The sequence below is a fragment of the Marinococcus tarijensis genome, assembly GCF_054971385.1.
Genome location: NZ_JBQOJA010000043.1, coordinates 1 through 17894, shown reverse-complemented (window position 1 = coordinate 17894; position 17894 = coordinate 1). Strand labels below are relative to the sequence as shown.

At 40.8% G+C, this 17894-nt stretch carries 15 protein-coding genes; 1 reads left to right on the top strand and 14 read right to left on the bottom strand.

Features of this window, described 5'->3' with window-relative positions; translation table 11 throughout:
* Positions 1-334: 334 nt before the first annotated feature.
* Positions 335-1372: a serine hydrolase domain-containing protein gene (locus tag ACTTK7_RS16025; protein ID WP_462869098.1), complete on the top strand. Its 1038-nt coding sequence runs from the start codon at positions 335-337 to the stop codon at positions 1370-1372.
* A gap of 86 nt (positions 1373-1458) precedes the next feature.
* Here the strand turns inward: ACTTK7_RS16025 and ACTTK7_RS16020 are convergent, their stop codons facing one another.
* The 14 genes from ACTTK7_RS16020 to ACTTK7_RS15955 form a co-directional block, all read right to left on the bottom strand.
* A complete protein-coding gene (locus ACTTK7_RS16020; RefSeq protein WP_462869097.1) occupies positions 1459-2304 on the bottom strand; it encodes a nucleotidyltransferase in 846 nt (281 codons plus the stop codon).
* Positions 2305-2354: 50 nt separating this feature from the next.
* Positions 2355-2804 (bottom strand): GNAT family N-acetyltransferase, encoded by a 450-nt coding sequence (locus tag ACTTK7_RS16015; protein ID WP_462869096.1) that lies wholly within the window; start codon positions 2802-2804, stop codon positions 2355-2357.
* A gap of 68 nt (positions 2805-2872) precedes the next feature.
* Complete coding sequence (locus ACTTK7_RS16010; protein WP_462869095.1) at positions 2873-4171, bottom strand: amidohydrolase family protein; 1299 nt, start codon at positions 4169-4171, stop codon at positions 2873-2875.
* Positions 4172-4587: 416 nt separating this feature from the next.
* Positions 4588-6312 carry a PrpR N-terminal domain-containing protein gene (locus ACTTK7_RS16005; protein ID WP_462869094.1) on the bottom strand — a complete coding sequence of 575 codons (1725 nt, stop codon included), beginning with the start codon at positions 6310-6312 and terminating at the stop codon, positions 4588-4590.
* A gap of 57 nt (positions 6313-6369) precedes the next feature.
* A complete protein-coding gene (pdxA, locus tag ACTTK7_RS16000) occupies positions 6370-7395 on the bottom strand; it encodes a 4-hydroxythreonine-4-phosphate dehydrogenase PdxA (protein WP_462869093.1) in 1026 nt (341 codons plus the stop codon).
* On the bottom strand, positions 7385-8668 hold the full coding sequence (locus ACTTK7_RS15995) for a four-carbon acid sugar kinase family protein (protein ID WP_462869092.1): 1284 nt from the start codon (positions 8666-8668) through the stop codon (positions 7385-7387). The genes pdxA and ACTTK7_RS15995 overlap by 11 nt, the downstream gene beginning before the upstream one ends.
* 33 nt (positions 8669-8701) lie before the next feature.
* A complete protein-coding gene (locus tag ACTTK7_RS15990) occupies positions 8702-9856 on the bottom strand; it encodes an iron-containing alcohol dehydrogenase (RefSeq protein ID WP_462869091.1) in 1155 nt (384 codons plus the stop codon).
* A gap of 30 nt (positions 9857-9886) precedes the next feature.
* On the bottom strand, positions 9887-10774 hold the full coding sequence (gene dapA, locus ACTTK7_RS15985; protein WP_462869090.1) for a 4-hydroxy-tetrahydrodipicolinate synthase: 888 nt from the start codon (positions 10772-10774) through the stop codon (positions 9887-9889).
* A 40-nt stretch (positions 10775-10814) separates the two neighbouring features.
* Positions 10815-12119: a TRAP transporter large permease gene (locus ACTTK7_RS15980; RefSeq protein ID WP_462869089.1), complete on the bottom strand. Its 1305-nt coding sequence runs from the start codon at positions 12117-12119 to the stop codon at positions 10815-10817.
* Positions 12116-12622 (bottom strand): TRAP transporter small permease, encoded by a 507-nt coding sequence (locus ACTTK7_RS15975; RefSeq protein ID WP_462869088.1) that lies wholly within the window; start codon positions 12620-12622, stop codon positions 12116-12118. Before ACTTK7_RS15975 ends, ACTTK7_RS15980 begins: the two co-directional genes overlap by 4 nt.
* A 30-nt stretch (positions 12623-12652) precedes the next feature.
* Complete coding sequence (locus ACTTK7_RS15970) at positions 12653-13705, bottom strand: TRAP transporter substrate-binding protein (RefSeq protein ID WP_462869087.1); 1053 nt, start codon at positions 13703-13705, stop codon at positions 12653-12655.
* A gap of 21 nt (positions 13706-13726) precedes the next feature.
* The gene (locus ACTTK7_RS15965; protein ID WP_462869086.1) at positions 13727-14809 is read right to left on the bottom strand and encodes a sialidase family protein; all 1083 of its coding nucleotides are present in this window, start codon (positions 14807-14809) and stop codon (positions 13727-13729) included.
* 106 nt (positions 14810-14915) lie between these two features.
* Complete coding sequence (locus tag ACTTK7_RS15960) at positions 14916-15656, bottom strand: SDR family NAD(P)-dependent oxidoreductase (protein ID WP_462869085.1); 741 nt, start codon at positions 15654-15656, stop codon at positions 14916-14918.
* 250 nt (positions 15657-15906) lie between these two features.
* Positions 15907-17352 carry an NADP-dependent glyceraldehyde-3-phosphate dehydrogenase gene (locus tag ACTTK7_RS15955; RefSeq protein WP_462869084.1) on the bottom strand — a complete coding sequence of 482 codons (1446 nt, stop codon included), beginning with the start codon at positions 17350-17352 and terminating at the stop codon, positions 15907-15909.
* Positions 17353-17894 lie beyond the last annotated feature (542 nt).

The window sequence follows — 17894 nt, the reverse complement described above, 5'->3', positions numbered from 1 at the left end:
GCTGCCGATAACAAGAGATCCATCGGCGGTTGTTCTGCAGGCTCTAATACTCTTATGTTTATCAAAGAAGTACACTCCTTCCTTCTTCGCATCTTCGATTACATCTAGTTGATCATTACTTTAGCATCCTTTTTCTGATTTCATTGGTATAACAGAAATCGATAGTCTTTGTTGGTTGTTAGTCATAAGGCATCGTTAGCCTTTTTATGTTTATTCCTTTTTCCTATCTAAGCGACAAGCTCTTCTACTCCTTCGTTTACTAGAAGAATCGCTTGATTTTTTCTTGTTATTGAGAAAAAATGGAAATGTTGGTACAGCAAAAGGAGAGAACCATATGCTTACATACCGAAGAAAAAAGAACCAATTGCATCGCCGATTGAAAGCCTTCCGTCAGTTTAGTGGATATGTTTCGGTGCAGCATAAGCATCGCATTCTATTTCAGCGTGGCTATGGATTTGCTGATGACACGGAACAAACGCTTCACACGCCTTCGACGACCTATCGGATTGGGTCGCTCACCAAGTCGTTCACGGCTGTGGCGATTCTTCTCCTCCAGGCTCAAGGGCGGCTGCACCTCCATGATCCGATTGCCCATTACCTCCCCGATTATCCGAACGGCGATCGCATCACCCTGCATCAGTTGTTAAGCATGTCCTCCGGTATTCCCAATTACCTGAATGATTTATTGTTCAGACGATACAATACCAAGTCAGGCGCCTATCAACCAAGCACCAGCAAAGATCAACTGTTTTCGCCCCAGGACCTTATCGCCTGCTTTCAGGACAAGCCCTTAGCATTTTCCCCCGGCTCTGCCTATGCCTACAGCAATTCCAATTACGTCTTGTTAGGCCATATTGTAGAGGTCGTTTCCGGGCAAAGCTATAGTGATTTTCTCCAAAAACATATCTTTGCTCCCTTAGACATGACGCAATCGCAGTACCGTCCCGGACCTTCGAATCCGACATCAAGCACGGGGTACGACACCATCGTTCCGGTCCCTATTCCCGTATTTTCCTTTCATAATTCGCTGCTGTTTGCCGCTGGCGGAATCACCAGTTCGGTGCGCGATTTGCGGTTGTGGATCCAAGCGCTTCAGAACAATGCTTTATTGCCGGCATCGTTAACTCAACGACTCTTTACCCCTGCAACGAACATGTTCGGATCCTCTTACGCCTATGCTTATGGATGGATCGTGGATCAAACGGCTGCAGTCCCTATCGCTGAACACACAGGCACCGCCCCCGGATACAGCAGCTATGTGTACGTTGATGCCGCATCCAGGATTTCTGTTATTATTTGTTCGAATAGTTGGGGAGAAGGAACAATGTTTTCCGATATGTATCAAAGCATTATAGATATCCTAAAAGCTTAGTTCTTTGAAGGCATGAACTGTCAATTTCTCTTGGGTGCTTTTCGTTCCTATCTTCTTAGCAGAAATAGTATTCCTTCTTTCCGCTATTATGAAGAGATACGCATGTGCTGCTCTTGCTTTGGATTGTACGTCTGCAGCCATAAGGCCGCTTGATTTGTCATCCATGCACCGATATCGTCCAGTACTCCAACAATAATCGTTGGTTGATCTGTTGGCTCTATAGCCAGTTGAAGAACTTCCCGCATCTCCGGTTCCTGCTCCGGAAAATAGGCCGCAAACACCTGATAGGCAGGATATAGATCCCGGGTATATTGATTTTCCTGATCAATCACCAACGCCAACCCGGCTCGTACGATGATTTTCATGATCCAGCTGCAGCAGTCGTTGATGTCTGCTAGATCTTCATTATCGATCAATTCGGCTTTTGCTTGCTCAATTTGAGTACTCAAATGAACCAGGTGTTCGTTCCCGAGGGCAATACCAGCGTGATAGTTTGGTAGAGAAGGACGGAGGTCTTCCCCATACACACAGATACTATGTGTTTTCAGCATAAAGGGGATCATGGAACATCGATCGGCGAACCAACGATCGTCTTTTGGATATAACCCGACCTCCAAACCATCAATCACCGGAAATTGGCGGTTAACATCCTCTTCTAGCTGCTCTATCACTTGAGAGTCCACAGGCTCATCATCATTGGTAATCACGATCGTATCCAGATCAGAAACGCCTTCAATGCCCAAACCATGAGGAATTGATCCTCGAATATAAATACTGTGAATATGATCGCCGAAATGGTGCAGGTATTGCTGCAGGGTATAATCGATCACTTCCTGGAAAGCTGGCGAAACCTTCTCCCTGGATGCGTCATTGATCAGGACATGATCATGATCTTTTGTACAAAGTCTGCCGATGTTTTTGATTTTCACCAAAGCGTAAGCTCCTTTGTTATGTAATAGTGTTGTAGATGTATTTTTATCGTTCATTCTACGGTCATTCGCAACAAGGGTAATTGGCGGTCCTCAAAAACGGAGGAAGTCACTTGGCCTATCCGCTTTGCTCCCATCGCCTGGTAAAACCCCTCGGCTTCGGGATCACTTTCGATATCAAAATAGGCGATGTTTTGAGCCTTTGCCTGACCGATAAGATGCTTCCAAAGCGCCGTCCCTACTCCTTTTCCAATAGAAGATGGGTCAACAAAAAGGGCTTCCAACAACGGGCCCTGAAGATCCAAACAATAAAACCCTATACAGTTCTCGTTATCCCAAGCGATACAAACAATCGCTCGGTCGAGATCGTCCGGAGTAACGGTTAAATCCTGCTGACAGGCCTCCATAAATGCCTGAGAGTAGTCCCAATAGGCTTTTGATCTCTGTGCCAAAAAGCTTAAACGAGCACAGTCCTCATACCCATCCTTTTGTATATTTTTCATCAACAATCCCCTGTCTTTTTCAGTTTTTCACCTTTGTATCTCCATTTATGTTGGGGAAGAACAGGTGTTTACGCTTCGTTCTCCGTAGTAGCATCTGGTTCACGGACTTGACTGGTAATAAAAACCATCAACTCCTGCATGATTTCTTCGTATCGTTTTAGCACCCGTGCTTCATCAACATGGACCATCTTCTGATCGTTCATGACCCATTCGCCCTGCACCATCACATAGTGAACGGAAGAAGGTCCACAGGACATTAACAGGTTATGGGCGTACGTGGAAAAGTTCTCCTGATTAAGCATCATAGCAAGGGAGGTATCTTTTTTGATCAAAGCCAGATCAGCTTCATAGCCGTTCTTGATTTGGCCAATCGTGTCTCCAAGTTGATAAGCCATTGCCCCGTTTTCCGAGGCCATTTTCCATACGTCCTCGGCCTTGAAAGCTTCAACCGGTGCCTGTAATTTTAATAAGTAGTATGCCATTCTCATTTCTTCCCACATGTTCGTGTGGTCGAAGTCCGTACCGATGCCAACATTAATGCCCTGGCGAAGCATAGCGGCCACGTCCGCAGCCCCGGCTCCAGTCACCGCATTGGAAATCGGACAATGAATCACCGACGCCCGGTGTTGGTTCACGATAGCCATGTCGTTCGCTGACATATAAACTCCATGAAAAAGCACGGTTTTTGGATTCAATAAGTTCTTTTCTTCATATAAGGCCACGCTGGATGTTTCAAATGAGGAGTAAACAAGGTCATGCCGCCAGCGATTTTCCAAACAATGCGTCATCATGACCGGTTCGAGGGATTTTTGCACCTGCTGACAGTCCCTCAACGCTTCTTCAGTCATATCCTCTTCTTCCAGCAAGTGGCTTCCCAGACGCACCTTTCCGGTCGACATAGCATCGCCGTCTTGAAGGTCTTCGTAAGCATCGACCATACCGCGTATACCTATACTTTCGATTATCTTTTTCTGCGTGGCAGGTGAGGCGAGCGGATCAGATTCACTCACAAACGTGACCCCTCCCTGCACCATATCCATGTAGCTTTTCTGACTGAGGACCCATAGGTCTTCCTCGTTCATTTTCTCGTCCAGATAAGTGAAAAAGGCTTGCTGGATGGTTCCCTGCACGGACGTATCGGCCCACTCTTCCAGTGCCATATCTTTCATTAGTCCTTTCGCCAGGGGCGAGTAACTGTGAAAATGGGCATTTACCAGTCCTGGAATCACGATATAATCCCGGCAGTCCATCACTTCGTGTTCGTTCTTATCAGGCTTTTCCGTGTAAATGTTGCCATCCGTAATATAAAGGTCCTTCTTTTCAAACTGATAGGCCGGGGTTAAATACGTCGCATTTGTTAGTATCATCGATTTTCATCCTCTTTTTCGTTCTCGTGCATGCATGTCCATGGTATCAATTTCTGACAAAAAGAGGAATATTATGGATGTTTTTCTTGAGGAATCTTTTTCCCAAATGTTTCGTTTCAAAATGCAAAGACTGAAAGAAACGCGCAGGCAAAAAGTCATGTTCGCTGGATGTTTCTTGCTAGCAGCTCCCCTCTTCAACAGATTCATGGCATTGCGACAGATCTTTAAGCAGATGATCTTTTCAATAAGACTTCAATTAACATAATCACGATTATTAGCAATTTAAAAAATAATAAAAGCGGATTCCTTCGTTCGAAGAGTCCGCTTTTAATCGTTATTCTTATAATGGAGCACCTCAAATCTTTCATTCTCTGTGTACTTCAATAATAAATTTTTTGTAATCTTTATTATAATCGCTATTCGTTCACATTAATGCTTTTTAATTTTCGCCAAAGTGTTGAGCGATTAATTCCTAACCTTTCCGCTACTCTTGTTTGATTGTTTTCTTCTTCTTGCATAACTTGGGTAATAATATCTTTTTCTAATTCTTCCAACGTTTTCTCAATCGATATGGTTTTCTTGTTTGTTTTTCGATCGCTAATATCTTCTGGGGAGAGATAAGAATTATTAGTATACTTTATAGCTTTTCGGATTATATTTCTTAGTTTATTCAAATTAGAATCTGACCAGGAAATGTTTTTTAAATACTCTAAACCCTCGTTAGATACACCAATTACTTGTTTTCCATAAAGAATATTATATTGGGTAATAAAGTGAAGAGACAGCTTAGATAAATCTTCTTTTCTGGAAGAAAGTTCAGATAAATGTATTATTTGCTCACTTGAAAACAATAACTGCGCATGAAATTGAGCTTGGGTGGCAAATATTAATTTTATTTGTCTATTTGCTTCAGCTATTTCCATCCATTTAGCGATAACTTTTTGCTCAATTTTTTCCCAGCCTTTAAAATATAACATCCCACGATAACGAGAAATTAAGTCTTCAATAATGGTTTGACTTTCTTGTGTGAGGTTTTCGTGTAAATGAATCTCTTTTTTCCCTGCCCCCACTTCAAATAATTCATTATGCAAAGCAGAAGCAAGCGTTTTTTTGCCCGTTCCTTTTTCACCAACAATAGCAAGATTGGTATTTTCACTAAATAGATCCATTAACATTTGTTGCTCAAGAGGCCTGGGCAGTGTGATTTGATGAAGTGAGGAAATGGCGGGCATGACTGGAGCAATCGAAATATCTCCCCTATTAAGAGAGAAATTCTTTTCTTCCATCCATTTCAAGTAATATTTTACTGTTCCATCCTGGATAATTTTCTCCCCAGTGACTTCCCAATATAAATTATCAAACACAATAAAGCTATGAAGATAATGGTTATCTTTTAGCTTTTGAAACTCCTTTCTAAAAGATTCTCCCCATTCATTTATACTATTACTTAATTGATATTTAGCTATGAATTTATGGCTCTCATGATTCTTGTAATAGATCTCACCGTTATTGTTTAAAATCAAAAAATGATCTTGTACGTGATCGAGCATTTTTTGGTAGGATTGTTTATTTAATTCATTGCTCTGATAAATATAAGCAGTTGTTTTAGCCTGATGCACCGCTTCCTCTATCGATTCTTTCCCTGAACTGATAAGAATTCCTCTTAGTCCCTCACGTTCGGCCAATCTAACAGCAACAGTGTCGCCAATGATAGTAGTGAAGCCTTCTGATTTCGCATTCATAATTGCGTTTTCTACTTCATGAGCATTATTAATAACTCTATAAGGAATAAAAAAGTCTATAATGTTCATCATTTCTGTGAAGCCTTTGCAGACATTCGAGAAACCAATCAATTGAACTTCTGATTCCCATTCTCTTGCCATCATAAGTAAGCGCAAAATATCATATCCAGAAACGCCAACTTCTATGACGGGAAGGGAGGTATGCTCTCTGATTACTTCAGCAGTCCCTCCTCTGCTAATAATAGCGTGGAATGATTCTTGTTCCATTGCTCTTAAAGGAACAATCGCTTCTTTCAAATCACCGATTTCTACACGGACCATTAGATCCTGATCTGAAAAATTCAGTTCTTTTGCAGTATTAGACATCCCGGCGTAAGGTGCTATAATGCCAATTTTCATTTTATTTTCCTCCATACTTATAATCCTTTCAGTATATATAATGGAAGAAAGATGCGTTTATTTCAGTTTGTCTTGGCGTTTCGGTGCTAAATGAATAGCCTCTTCCAATGCAGCTATTAGACTCTGCTCATCGGCAATATTTTCACCCGCAATATCATAAGCTGTTCCATGATCAACAGAAGTTCTAACAATACCATAATTTAAGCCGACTGTTATATTCACACCTGCTTCCAAACCTAGGGCTTTCACTGGACCGTGGCCCTGGTCATGGTAGGCTGCAACAATAATATCAAAATCGCCTCTAATAGCCCTAAAAAAAAGCGTATCTGCTGGGTTGGGTCCTACCACATTAATACCTTCAGCAACTGCTCGTTCTATTCCGGGGACTTGTTGGCGTTCCTCCTCCCCATTTCCAAATAATCCGTTTTCCCCCGCATGAGGATTGATGCCGCAAACCGCTATCTTTGGCTGCTCTATCCCTGCCTGCACCAACGTATCATGCGCTAATTTAATTACTTCAAATGTTCGTTCCGGGGTGATAGAATTTACTGCTTCAATCAATCCCATATGGGTAGTTAAGTGAATTACTCTCAACTGCGGGGCCGAGAGCATCATAGAGTAATTCTTCGTTCCTGTCAGGTCAGCTAAAATTTCTGTGTGTCCTGGATAATTAAAACCACCTTTACGCAAGGCTTCTTTGTTTAAAGGGGCTGTACATATCGCATCGATATCACCTTTCATGGCTAATTCAACGGCTTTTTCTAGAAAATAAAAAGAATACTTACCAGCCTGAGCGTTCACTTGACCTTTAGGAATATTCTCATCCATATCACCCACCTGGTAGCAGTAAATGATTTCTCTGGTAGCATCATCTTCTATTTCTTCCATAGAATGAACGGTTTTAACATCAATATTTATTTTCGTAATATTCAGCGCTTGCTTCAGATAAAAAGCATCTCCAATAACTACAAAGCTCGCCTTTTGTTCTTGTAACTGTTTTTTTAATCCTTTAGCAATAATTTCTGGTCCTACCCCTGCCACATCCCCCATTGTAATACCAATTACTGGACGACTACTTCTCATAATGGAACACCTTACCTTGTGTATATTCTAAAACCTTGAGCAAAATCCCTGAAGAACCAAATCCTCCAGCTTTAGTGATGATATGCACATCGGGTTGAGAAATAATTGTACCAATTGGTATACCCGGTTCGAGTTCTTCTTCTATATTTAGTACTTCCCAATTATTTTTAGAACAAACCGACATGGCAGCGTCTCCACCCGTCAAAAAATACCAATTAAATGATTGCTTTTCTTTAATAAGTTTAACCATCTCACCTAAGGCATCTGAAATCAGTTCCGGTATTAATGATTGCTCACAATTGTGTTTTTCTGCTTCACTTTTTAACCGTTCCCAATCAACTTTTTCATTTTTCGTAGTTATAGCCAAATGCTGATCATCTTCCATATCGGCTATATTGGACAAAATGTCATCTTTTATCTTTTCCTTATCGAAAATGAGCATCGACGGATCCAATTCTAAGGTTTTTACGTTAGAAAACTGATACAATTGTTGCAATTGATAACGAGATCGTTCATTTACGCTCCCAATGACATATAAAATTCGATTCTTTCCCTGGTTTAGTGTCCTTTTTTCTATTAATCTACTTTCTGAATGTAAATTTGAAAGATGCTGCATCAAGCCAGCCGAACCAGCCCAGGCAACATTAAATGTGGATGTTTGAAAGCGTCTCGCCGATTCTTTAAGTTGGTCATCACTTTCTGCGTCAAAAACGATGACCTTAACATCGTTGTTTTTTAAATTTGTCAATGTTTCTTCTATGTCAACTAAAGAAGGGACATCTTTAATATAACCCGTTTTTAATACTGCTTGTTGTTGAAGAAGTTCTTCTACATTAGAGGTCTGAAAAGGCGGACCAGGATAATTGGTTATATGGCTTTCCATGAGTTTTTTGTCGTCTACCATCAGTTCGCCATCAATCACAAGACGTCCATTATCCGGATAAGCGGGATTCATGACAATAAAATCCGGATGTACAACATCGTATAAAGCTGAAAGCTCTTGGCCGATATTCCCTCTAAGCGTCGAATCAATTTTTTTGTAAATAATTTCTGGATGATAATTTAATCCTTCCCGAAGACAGGCAGCTACTTTATGGTAAGCTTCGCTTTCTGAGTTCACTCTGGAATTAGTATTACAAACAACTGCTTCAGCAGTATTATCTGCAGGGAAGGACCCATTGACTAATACAGAAGGAAAGTAACCTGCATGAAGCAGTTGGGCTCCTGAATCATTTGCGCCTGTTAAATCGTCTGCTATGATAAGAAACTTCATTATTTTACCACCTGCTTCGCTTCCTCATAAGTTTTATTTCGGCAGAAGTTTTTCGTAAATCTTTTCGACATCGTTAAATTCCATAGTTTTCGGATTATTATCCATCAATCTTTTTACATTTAAAGCATCATTTGATAGCTTTGAAAGATCCTTTCTTTCTACCCCATAGGAGCCGAGATCCTGGGGGATTTGCAGTTCTTTTGTCAAATGTTCGATATCTGCTAACACTCCTTCGGCTGTGTTGTCTGATGAAAGTCGCGTATTCTTTGCTATTGTTAGTAATTGCGCCTCGATAGTATCAAAATTACATCTCATGACATGAGGAAGCAGCATCGAGTTTGCCACCCCATGGGTGACACCAAAACTTCCTCCTATTGGATAAGCCATGGCATGTACAGCTGCTGTGCCCGCTGCACTTAAAGCCATCCCACCAAACATGGAGCCTAGTAACATACCCTCACGGGCTTCTAAATTGCTTCCATCATGGTACGCAGTAGCAATATTTTCGCTTATCAATTGCATACCTTTCATAGCATACATATCACTCATCACATTGGCTTTAGTGGAAATAAATGACTCTAAGGCATGAGTAAAGGCGTCCATTCCGGTTGCGGCGGTGATGTGAGCAGGCAGGTTCACGGTTACTTCCGGATCGATATAAATTTGATCCGGTAGAAAATACTGGCTCACGACTCCCACTTTCAATTCTTCTTCCGGGATAGTGATGATGGAGTTAGGGGTTACTTCCGACCCCGTCCCTGCCGTAGATGGTATAAGCACCATAGGCAAGTTTCTTTTTTCGATATTTTCCATTCCCATTAAATGACGAAGAGGCTGTTCATTTTTATAAAGCACAGCCAGAAATTTAGTCACATCAAGAACGCTTCCCCCACCAATCCCTATAACAAGGTCAAACGCTTCTTGATTGAACAAATGCGACAATCCTTCCACCTGCTCTATGGTTGGCTCTGGTGAAACATTGGAAAAGACCTCAGAAGAGATATTTTCTTCCTTTAGCATTGTGGTCAAGTTTTCAACATATCCGTATTTCACCATTGAAGGTTGAGTGACGATTGCAATATGCGTTAGGTTTGCCCCTAACGCACCTATATTTTGACTTATCTTTTTTAGCGATCCCGGACCGCTGAAAATTCTTTGTGCTGTCCGGAATTGAAATGTGCTATTCATTTAAAGGACCTCCAGTTAAAACTTGATTTCTTACATGGTCGCTTTATATTCTTTCAGTACTTCTGCGACTTGTTGTTTTTGGCTTTCATTTAAACCTTTTACTGGTCTCCTTGGCGCCCCTACGTTAATACCAAGTTGCGTGACCGCTTCTTTGAATACTGCAGGGGTCGTCGCTTCTTTAGACAATGTTCGTATTGGCTGCAGCGATTGCTGTAATTCTTCAGCTTTAAGAAGTTCTCCATTTTTCCAATTTTGATATATACCAACCGCTAGCTCCGGAAACATGTTTGAGGTTGCAGCTACTCCCCCGTTTCCACCGGCCTGGAGCGTTTGTAGAATAAGAGAATCCGCACCTGCAAAAACAGCAAAATCTTTCGTGCTATTAATATAAGCCTGAATCTGCTCGATATCACCGCTGCTATCTTTAATACCTACAATATTTCCAACCTTCGCTAACTCCGCTACGGTTTCTGCATCTACTGAAACTCCTGTTTTTGAAGGCATATTATAAATCATGATAGGTATATTAACGCTTTCCGCGACATCTTTGAAATAATCATACAGCTCTTCTTGTGAAGGGGGTTCAAAGTAAGGCGTAATAACTGATAAATAATCAGCACCAAGCTTTTCCATTCGCTGCGCTCTTCGCTGTACTTCCAGCGTACTATTGCCTCCTACGCCTACAACTACAGGAACTTCATTCTTTGTCTCTTCCATAACTGCAGAAACAATCTGTTCTTTTTCACCTTCTGTTAAAGTATGAAATTCTCCATTTGTCCCCAATATGAATAGCCCATCCACGCCTCCATGAATCACACGCCTTGTAAGCTGTTTAATCGACGCTTCATTTACTTGTTCTTTGTCATCAAATGCTGTAAGCAGAGCAGTAATAATTCCTTCTAATTTTTGTTCTTTCAATTGTTTCACCCCATCCATCTTTATGGTTACATTTGATACTTTATTCTATGAACAGTTGCGGTAAAAGCGTAACAATATCATTAAAGAATATAATTAGAAGTATTGCTGCCAAATACACGCCCACAAACGTTAAAATATGCCTCATCATTTTCAAAACGTTTGTTTCTGCTACTTTCGCTGCCATTAGACTGGATAATCCATACGGTGGTGTTACTGTACCAAGCCTTATAGCCATAACTGTGACAATACCTGCTACAACTGGATTGATATCCAATCCATTCATTACAGGCACTAATAAAGGTACAAAAATCAGCATCGCTGAAGTAGGTTCCATAAATGTTCCCAATATCACATATAGCATCGTAAGCATAAGCAAAAATACTATTGGGCTTAAATTACTGTTAACTAGGAAGTCTACAATTGGCTGCATCGTCTGATAGTAAGACAATACCCACGAGAGAAAAGAAGCTGCAGCTATCAGCACGTATATGACGGCCGATTCGGTGGCTGCTTTTTTGGTAGCTTCTACATACTCGCCTACGTTCCGTACTTTTTTTACAAAAAAGGCCACAATGAGAACATATACTACTGCTATACTTGCTGCTTCTGTAGCAGTAAACACGCCACTCATGATTCCTACGATTACAATCAAGAATAAGCTTACGGGAAATACGCTTTTTCTTAAGGCAACCAATTTAGACAGTTTTTGATCTAAACCAATGTCTAAATCGAGTGCGCCGCTATTAGTATCTATTTTATTCTTCACAGCATAGTAGTAAGCATAAGCCATTTGTAATAATCCAATTAGTATTCCGGGGATGATACCTCCTATAAATAAGGAAGCCACTGATGTTTGGGCGAGTGCTCCATAAACAATTAAAAGAATACTTGGGGGAATAATTGACCCAATCGTAGATGAAGCTGCGGTGATCGTAGCTGCAAATTCCCGACTGTAGCCAGCCTTGATCATCGCTGGAATAAGTACTCTTCCTAAAGAGGCTACGTCTGCCACTGAAGAACCTGAAATTGCTCCAAAAAATATGCTGGTAACGATATTCATATGAGCCAAACTACCTTTGGCTTTTCCCACAAGCGCTTTCGATATATAAATTAAATCTTCCGTGACACCTGTAATATTCATTAGTCGTCCAGCAAAAATAAATAGCGGGATTGCCAATAAAGTAAAACTGGATAACGAACCAAGCATGACGGAACTCATTTGTCCCAGTCCCACATCCGGCTCGAGTAGAATAGGTATACCGGAAGCTAAAACTAAACTAAAGACTACCGGTACACCTAACAATAAACATATGAGAAACGTGCCTATTATCCCTAGTAAAATCATTTGCCTAACTCCTTCTTAGCGTTCGGCTTCCTAATAAACTCTTTAAAGTTTATTAGATGGAAGAACAGCATTGCTACTGCACCCACGAGGATGGCGCTATAATAGTAAATAGTAGGAATTTGTGAAGATAAAAATCTAATAGGCACCAGTTCTCTTCTATTTAACCCCGCCATGAACGCCTCAATTCCTACAAATATCAGCATCACTACAGCCAGCAAAATTAGTACATATACGATTACTTCCTTAGCTCGAGCCACTCGTTTTGAGAGATATTCTGTAAAAATATCGATCTCGAGGTGTTGTTTTTCTTTTAGAGCTACGGCAGAGCCAAGAAAGACCAGCCAAGAGATCGCAAATTTTCGTAAAATATCTGTTTCAGGAATGGGGAAAGCAAAAACATATCTTGCGACAACTGCAGTAAACAAAGTGAGAGCAAGAACCACTAGAAGTAAGGCATTGAAATTTTCTACGGCTTTTTCTATACCATTTATTACTCTCTTCATTTCACTTGTTCATCCTTTGTTCGATAGACGTTAATTTTCTTCAAAGATATTATTTATTTCTTCTTCAATGCCATATTCCTCGATTAAACTTTCTCTTTGGTTCGCAGAAGCTTCTCTGAAACCTTCTTTATTCGGTTCAATAATTTCTACACCAAATTCTTCTTTCAATGTCTCGGCATCCTTATTATTCTGCTCAAAGGCTTTATTAATATATTCTTCTTGCACACTGCTACCCGCTTCTAAAATAGCTTCTTGGGTATCGCTATCAAACGATTCAAACGTTTCGTTATTCATCACGACATAACCTAAACTGAAGTTATGCTGAGTCCTGGAAACATAATCAGCTACTTCGCCAAATCTTTGTTGAATCATTGCGTCGAAACTATTTTGTGATCCCTCTACTACACCGGTCTGGATTGATGTATATACTTCATCAAAGGCTACAGGCACAGGGTTAGCTCCCAAATCCTCCCACCAGTTGATTTCAGTGCTTTCATTTTTCGATCTCATGTTTCTACCATCCAGGTCCCCTACTTCTTCTATTGGATATGTGCTAATGATATTTCTTTCAAGTCCCCCCACATGCATAATTGTTTCCAGTCCCGGATCTTCCTTCAAAAGTTCATCGAAATAATCCAGACTTCCCTCCATGTTTACGATATCTTTGAATTCACTTTCACCTTCAAATAAATAATTGGTGCCAAGCACATTAAATTCTGGATGCTGTTCCGCAAAAAAGCCGGTGTCAGAATAAATCATATCAATATCACCGGAAGATACTGATTGATAAAGCCCAGAGGCATCACCTAGTTCTCCGCCTGTAGAAACACGAGCTTGTACTTCTCCATTCGTCGTCTCGTTAATTTCATCCGCTAAACTATATAGTGAATCCGCCAAAAGCGAACCTTCGGGATTGATAGTAGCAAGTACTAATTCTTCGCCTCCGCCTTCATTTTCCCCGTTTGCATTACTTTCACCACTGCTCTCTTCAGAGCCACCGGAACCACATGCAGACAAAATAGAAGCGCTTACAAAAACAGAACTAACAAAAGTGATTTTCGTAACATTAGCTTTTCTTTTCATACTATTCCTCCTAATAATGAATTATTCGTAAATCCAGTCCAATGAAACACTTGCATGACGAATATTTTTTCGCAAATAAGTATAGGTTACGTGAATGTTTCCATCATTGCTCTGCATAACCGAAGGGTAAGAGAGTTCCGTTTCTTCTGCATCTTTGTCTCTATGATCAATTGTTTTTAATTTATCCCATGTTTTTCCGTAATCTTTGGATATTGCCAAGGTTAACGGAGACCGAATGACTCCCCAAATCGCTTCCGTGTTTTCTTTTGTTTCAATACCCGCACTTTTTACATCCTCTTTATCAAACCAAGGCGGAACGTTTGCTTTAGGAGGGTTTTCTACTGCATTCGTGTTATTAAAAACGAGCGCCAGCATACCATTATTCAAGATAAAACTTTGAATGGAAGCGTTGTTGTTTGGAAGTGATGTTGCTACCGGTGCACTCCATGTTCTGCCTCCATCCGAAGAACTGGCTGTGTAAATATAATCAGCCTTCCGGCTTCTAAAAAAGGCAACGAGTTTATTTTCCCCCGCTTGAGCTAACGTCATGTGTACTAAGCCTTCGCTTTCTGGTACAGCAAATTCGTTCCAGGTGTCTCCCCCATCGTTGGAGATTTTCACCACGCTGCGATCTCCCCCCAAAAATCCGTTTTCAGATTTCATACTGTAATATGCTGGCAGAATAATGGTCTCATCACCGGTCAAAACAGGCGGGTTGCGGATGAAAGTGCCTGGTTGTTCAAACAAAGTGACTGGAGGGCTCCAAGTTTGCCCGTAATCACGAGATTTTCTTTGTCTTACAATCGATGTTTCCTGTTGAATGCTGTCTTGAGCTGTATAAATAAGCCATAATTCGTTATTAATTTCAAATAAAACAGGATTTTGTTCTGATTTTTCCGAATTATCCTTAAGCACTTGTGGGTGCTTCCAAGTGTTAGTTTCTGTATCATACTTCGCAAATGTGATAGAAATGTCAGCTTTTCCTTCCCTGCTTCCACTAAACCAGGCACATACAATTTCACCATTGCTCAACTGCAGTAAATTAGAAGCATGATTGTGAGGATTTACGGTAGGAAGATCATTAATAACGATATTATTTATCATCTTGTCTCATCACCCCTTTTGTAAGCGTTTTAAAAAATATATCTTATAAAAGTTAATTTTGCAACATCTTTATGAAATATTTTTATTTAGTTTTATTTTGCAACACTTAAGACATAAAAGTACCACCGTTAATATTAATTGTTTCTCCTGTAATATATTTTGAAGAGTCGTTTGCTAAAAATAATACAGCATTTGCAACGTCTTCCTGCTCCCCAACTTTACCAATTGGAATACTATTAGTAACTTTTTTTCGATATTCAGCGGTCCACTGTTTACTCATGTCTGTTTCAATTGGACCCGGACAAACTCCGTTAACACGTATATTAGAAGAGGCAAATTCTAAAGCTAAATGTCTAGTTAAATAGTTAATGGCTGCTTTGGAGGCTCCATAAGCTGGCACCGCATTTGGATGAGCTGATTTCGAGGTTGATGAACTTACGTTAACAATATTGCCCCCACCTGCTTTTTCCATCTCTTTCAATACGGCTCTAGACATATAAAAATTAGAATTCAAATTTGTCATAATGACTCTGTCCCAGTCTTCAATGCTTGTTTCCAAAGTTGAAGATCTTAAATTGATTCCCGCATTGTTTACCAAAACATCTATTCTGCCGAAAGCCTTTACAATTGAGTTCACAATATTGTGTACTATTTTTGGATCTGAAACATCTCCACGTTCTATAGCACAAGTTGCTCCTCGTTTTGTAATTTGCCCCTTAACTTCTTCAAGGGCCTCCAGGTTATTGCCATTTATTACTACTTTAGCTCCCTGCTCAGCCATTTTTAACGCGATAGCTTTTCCAATCCCTTTACTTGAGCCTGTTACTAGTACTACTTGATTTTTCATAAATAACCCTCCAATTTAGGATCTTTTAAAAATATTTTGGAAACAAAACCTCTATAAGAAAATTATGTGAATTATAACTTTAAATCTCGTAAAAAAACAATCTTTTTTATAAAGAACTTTACTTAATACACGAATAAAGGCCTCTGACAATGAAAGTCAGAGACCTTTAAACAATCTTGATCGACCATGTATTGGCAATAAAAATACAAAATTCTGAAATTTTACACTAATCGCAAGTCTTTGTTGGCTTTTACAAGTTCAATACCAACACTTTATCGCGAAGCATCGAATCAATGCTTCTTCCAATGCCCTGGACGCCCTGACCCGAATTTTTCACTCCCAGGAACGGAAAATGGTCGGGGCCACGAGAGGTTTTGCCGTTGACCTGAACCGTGCCCACGTTCAGCTTATCGGAAATAGCGAAGGCATTCTCCAGATTTTTTGTGAATACACTGGCTTGAAGACCATACTCGTTACGCTTTTCCAGTTGAATGGCTTCCTGTTCACTCTCCACCCGCACAAAAGGGAGCACCGGTCCAAACTGTTCTTCCCAGGCGATGGCCATGTCTTCGGTTACATGATCCAGCAGGGTCGGCCCCAGCAGATTCTTTTCCTTCACACCTTCAAGTATGACTGCAGCTCCCTTACTCCGGGCGTCGTCAATCAGCCTGGTAACGTTATCTGCTGCCTTCTGATCAATCATTGGCGTGACACTCGCGTCTTCTCTGGATGTGCCTACGTTCAGGGCGGACACGATATCTTTCACTTTCTCTACGAGCTCATCCGCGACCCTGTCCATTACGATCACACGCTTGATCGCTGTGCAACGTTGGCCGGAATAGCTGAAGGCTCCACTGACAATTTCTTTTGCGGCTTGATCCAAATCGGCGTCCTCCAGGACAATCGCCGGGTCTTTGCCGCCAAGCTCGAGCACCACTGGGATCATGGATGCTTTCTTTGCAATATGTTTTCCGGTATCCGTTCCCCCGGTAAACGTAATCATATCTATCAGAGGATGAGTTACGATGAAGTCGCCAATCACCGATCCCCGCCCCGTAACTACGTTTAATACGCCTTCCGGCAGCCCGGCTTTCACGAGTGCCTGTACCATTAATAACCCACTAATAGCCCCCTGCGTCGCTGGTTTGAAGATCACGGTATTGCCGGTAATAAGCGCCGGTGCAATTTTGGAAGCGGCCAGGTTGACCGGATAGTTAAATGGGGAAATCGCCAGGACAACGCCGTGAGGAACTTTCTGCACCATCGCTTTTGTCTGCTTCGTCGCGCCAGGAAAGGCATCCCCCTGAATAAAGCTTCCGTGTGTCCGGAGCCCCTCTTCTGCTGTATGGCGAATCAACTGGGCGGTACGCTTTACTTCACTTTTTCCCGAGGAAAGCGTTTTTCCTACTTCCTGGTGGATCATTTCCCCAATCTCATCGGTCATCTTTTCCAACTCTTCGGCCCACCGGTGAAGCAGTTCCGAACGCTCATGGCCTTCTCTGGCTTCCCATGCTTCCTGGACCTCAGCGGTGTGTTGAACCGCTTTATCCACTTCCTCCTGACTTAACGCTGGTACTCTTCCTACCACTTCATTGTCATCGGGGGCATAAATAGGAACCGTTTCTCCGCTTTCACTCCCGATCCACTGATTGTTAAGCAGCGTTTCAAACACATCTTCCGTTTTGCGTGTCGTCATCTTTTCTCTCCCCCTCTATGTTTTTAACCTCTAAAAGGTTAATGTTTTCTATTAAACCACATGAGGGGTCTCATCAACAAGTCCCAAAACTAAGTAAACAGATTAGAATCATCGGGATAATGAAGTACCAATTCCGTTTCCGTTAATTTTGACTGTAAACATAACGGTTCTTATCGGAAGTTGCCTCTTAACCTAGAATGTTAAATTTAAGTTCTTATATTTTATATATTACGTAAACTGAAACATTTACGTAATATATAAAATATGCTATAAACTTTAATAAAAACCTTCAAACTATGCTAGTTTATCAGTCATTTTTAGATATTTACTTTCCAACGTATTATGAAAAGAGTTTTACCTATTTAATTGATTTTTCATTACACGAAGCTTTTTTATCTGATATTTTCTTTCGTCATCTTTTATTATTTGTAGAAGTTTTTTCGATTTTATTTTTATCGATTTTCATGGGACCGTCAATAATTTTGTGTAAACGGCTGTCCTTTTCCAGCCTTGAAGTTAACCCTGCCGTTGAAACATATCTT

Excerpts from the sequence above, each read along its gene's own strand:
- ACTTK7_RS16025 (WP_462869098.1), top strand. The coding sequence starts at position 335 with ATGCTTACATACCGAAGAAAAAAGAACCAATTGCATCGCCGATTGAAA.
- ACTTK7_RS16015 (WP_462869096.1), bottom strand. The coding sequence starts at position 2,804 with ATGAAAAATATACAAAAGGATGGGTATGAGGACTGTGCTCGTTTAAGC.
- ACTTK7_RS16010 (WP_462869095.1), bottom strand. The coding sequence starts at position 4,171 with ATGATACTAACAAATGCGACGTATTTAACCCCGGCCTATCAGTTTGAA.
- ACTTK7_RS16005 (WP_462869094.1), bottom strand. The coding sequence starts at position 6,312 with ATGAAAATTGGCATTATAGCACCTTACGCCGGGATGTCTAATACTGCA.
- pdxA (WP_462869093.1), bottom strand. The coding sequence starts at position 7,395 with ATGAGAAGTAGTCGTCCAGTAATTGGTATTACAATGGGGGATGTGGCA.
- ACTTK7_RS15995 (WP_462869092.1), bottom strand. The coding sequence starts at position 8,668 with ATGAAGTTTCTTATCATAGCAGACGATTTAACAGGCGCAAATGATTCA.
- ACTTK7_RS15990 (WP_462869091.1), bottom strand. The coding sequence starts at position 9,856 with ATGAATAGCACATTTCAATTCCGGACAGCACAAAGAATTTTCAGCGGT.
- ACTTK7_RS15980 (WP_462869089.1), bottom strand. The coding sequence starts at position 12,119 with ATGATTTTACTAGGGATAATAGGCACGTTTCTCATATGTTTATTGTTA.
- ACTTK7_RS15975 (WP_462869088.1), bottom strand. The coding sequence starts at position 12,622 with ATGAAGAGAGTAATAAATGGTATAGAAAAAGCCGTAGAAAATTTCAAT.
- ACTTK7_RS15970 (WP_462869087.1), bottom strand. The coding sequence starts at position 13,705 with ATGAAAAGAAAAGCTAATGTTACGAAAATCACTTTTGTTAGTTCTGTT.
- ACTTK7_RS15965 (WP_462869086.1), bottom strand. The coding sequence starts at position 14,809 with ATGATAAATAATATCGTTATTAATGATCTTCCTACCGTAAATCCTCAC.
- ACTTK7_RS15960 (WP_462869085.1), bottom strand. The coding sequence starts at position 15,656 with ATGAAAAATCAAGTAGTACTAGTAACAGGCTCAAGTAAAGGGATTGGA.
- ACTTK7_RS15955 (WP_462869084.1), bottom strand. The coding sequence starts at position 17,352 with ATGACGACACGCAAAACGGAAGATGTGTTTGAAACGCTGCTTAACAAT.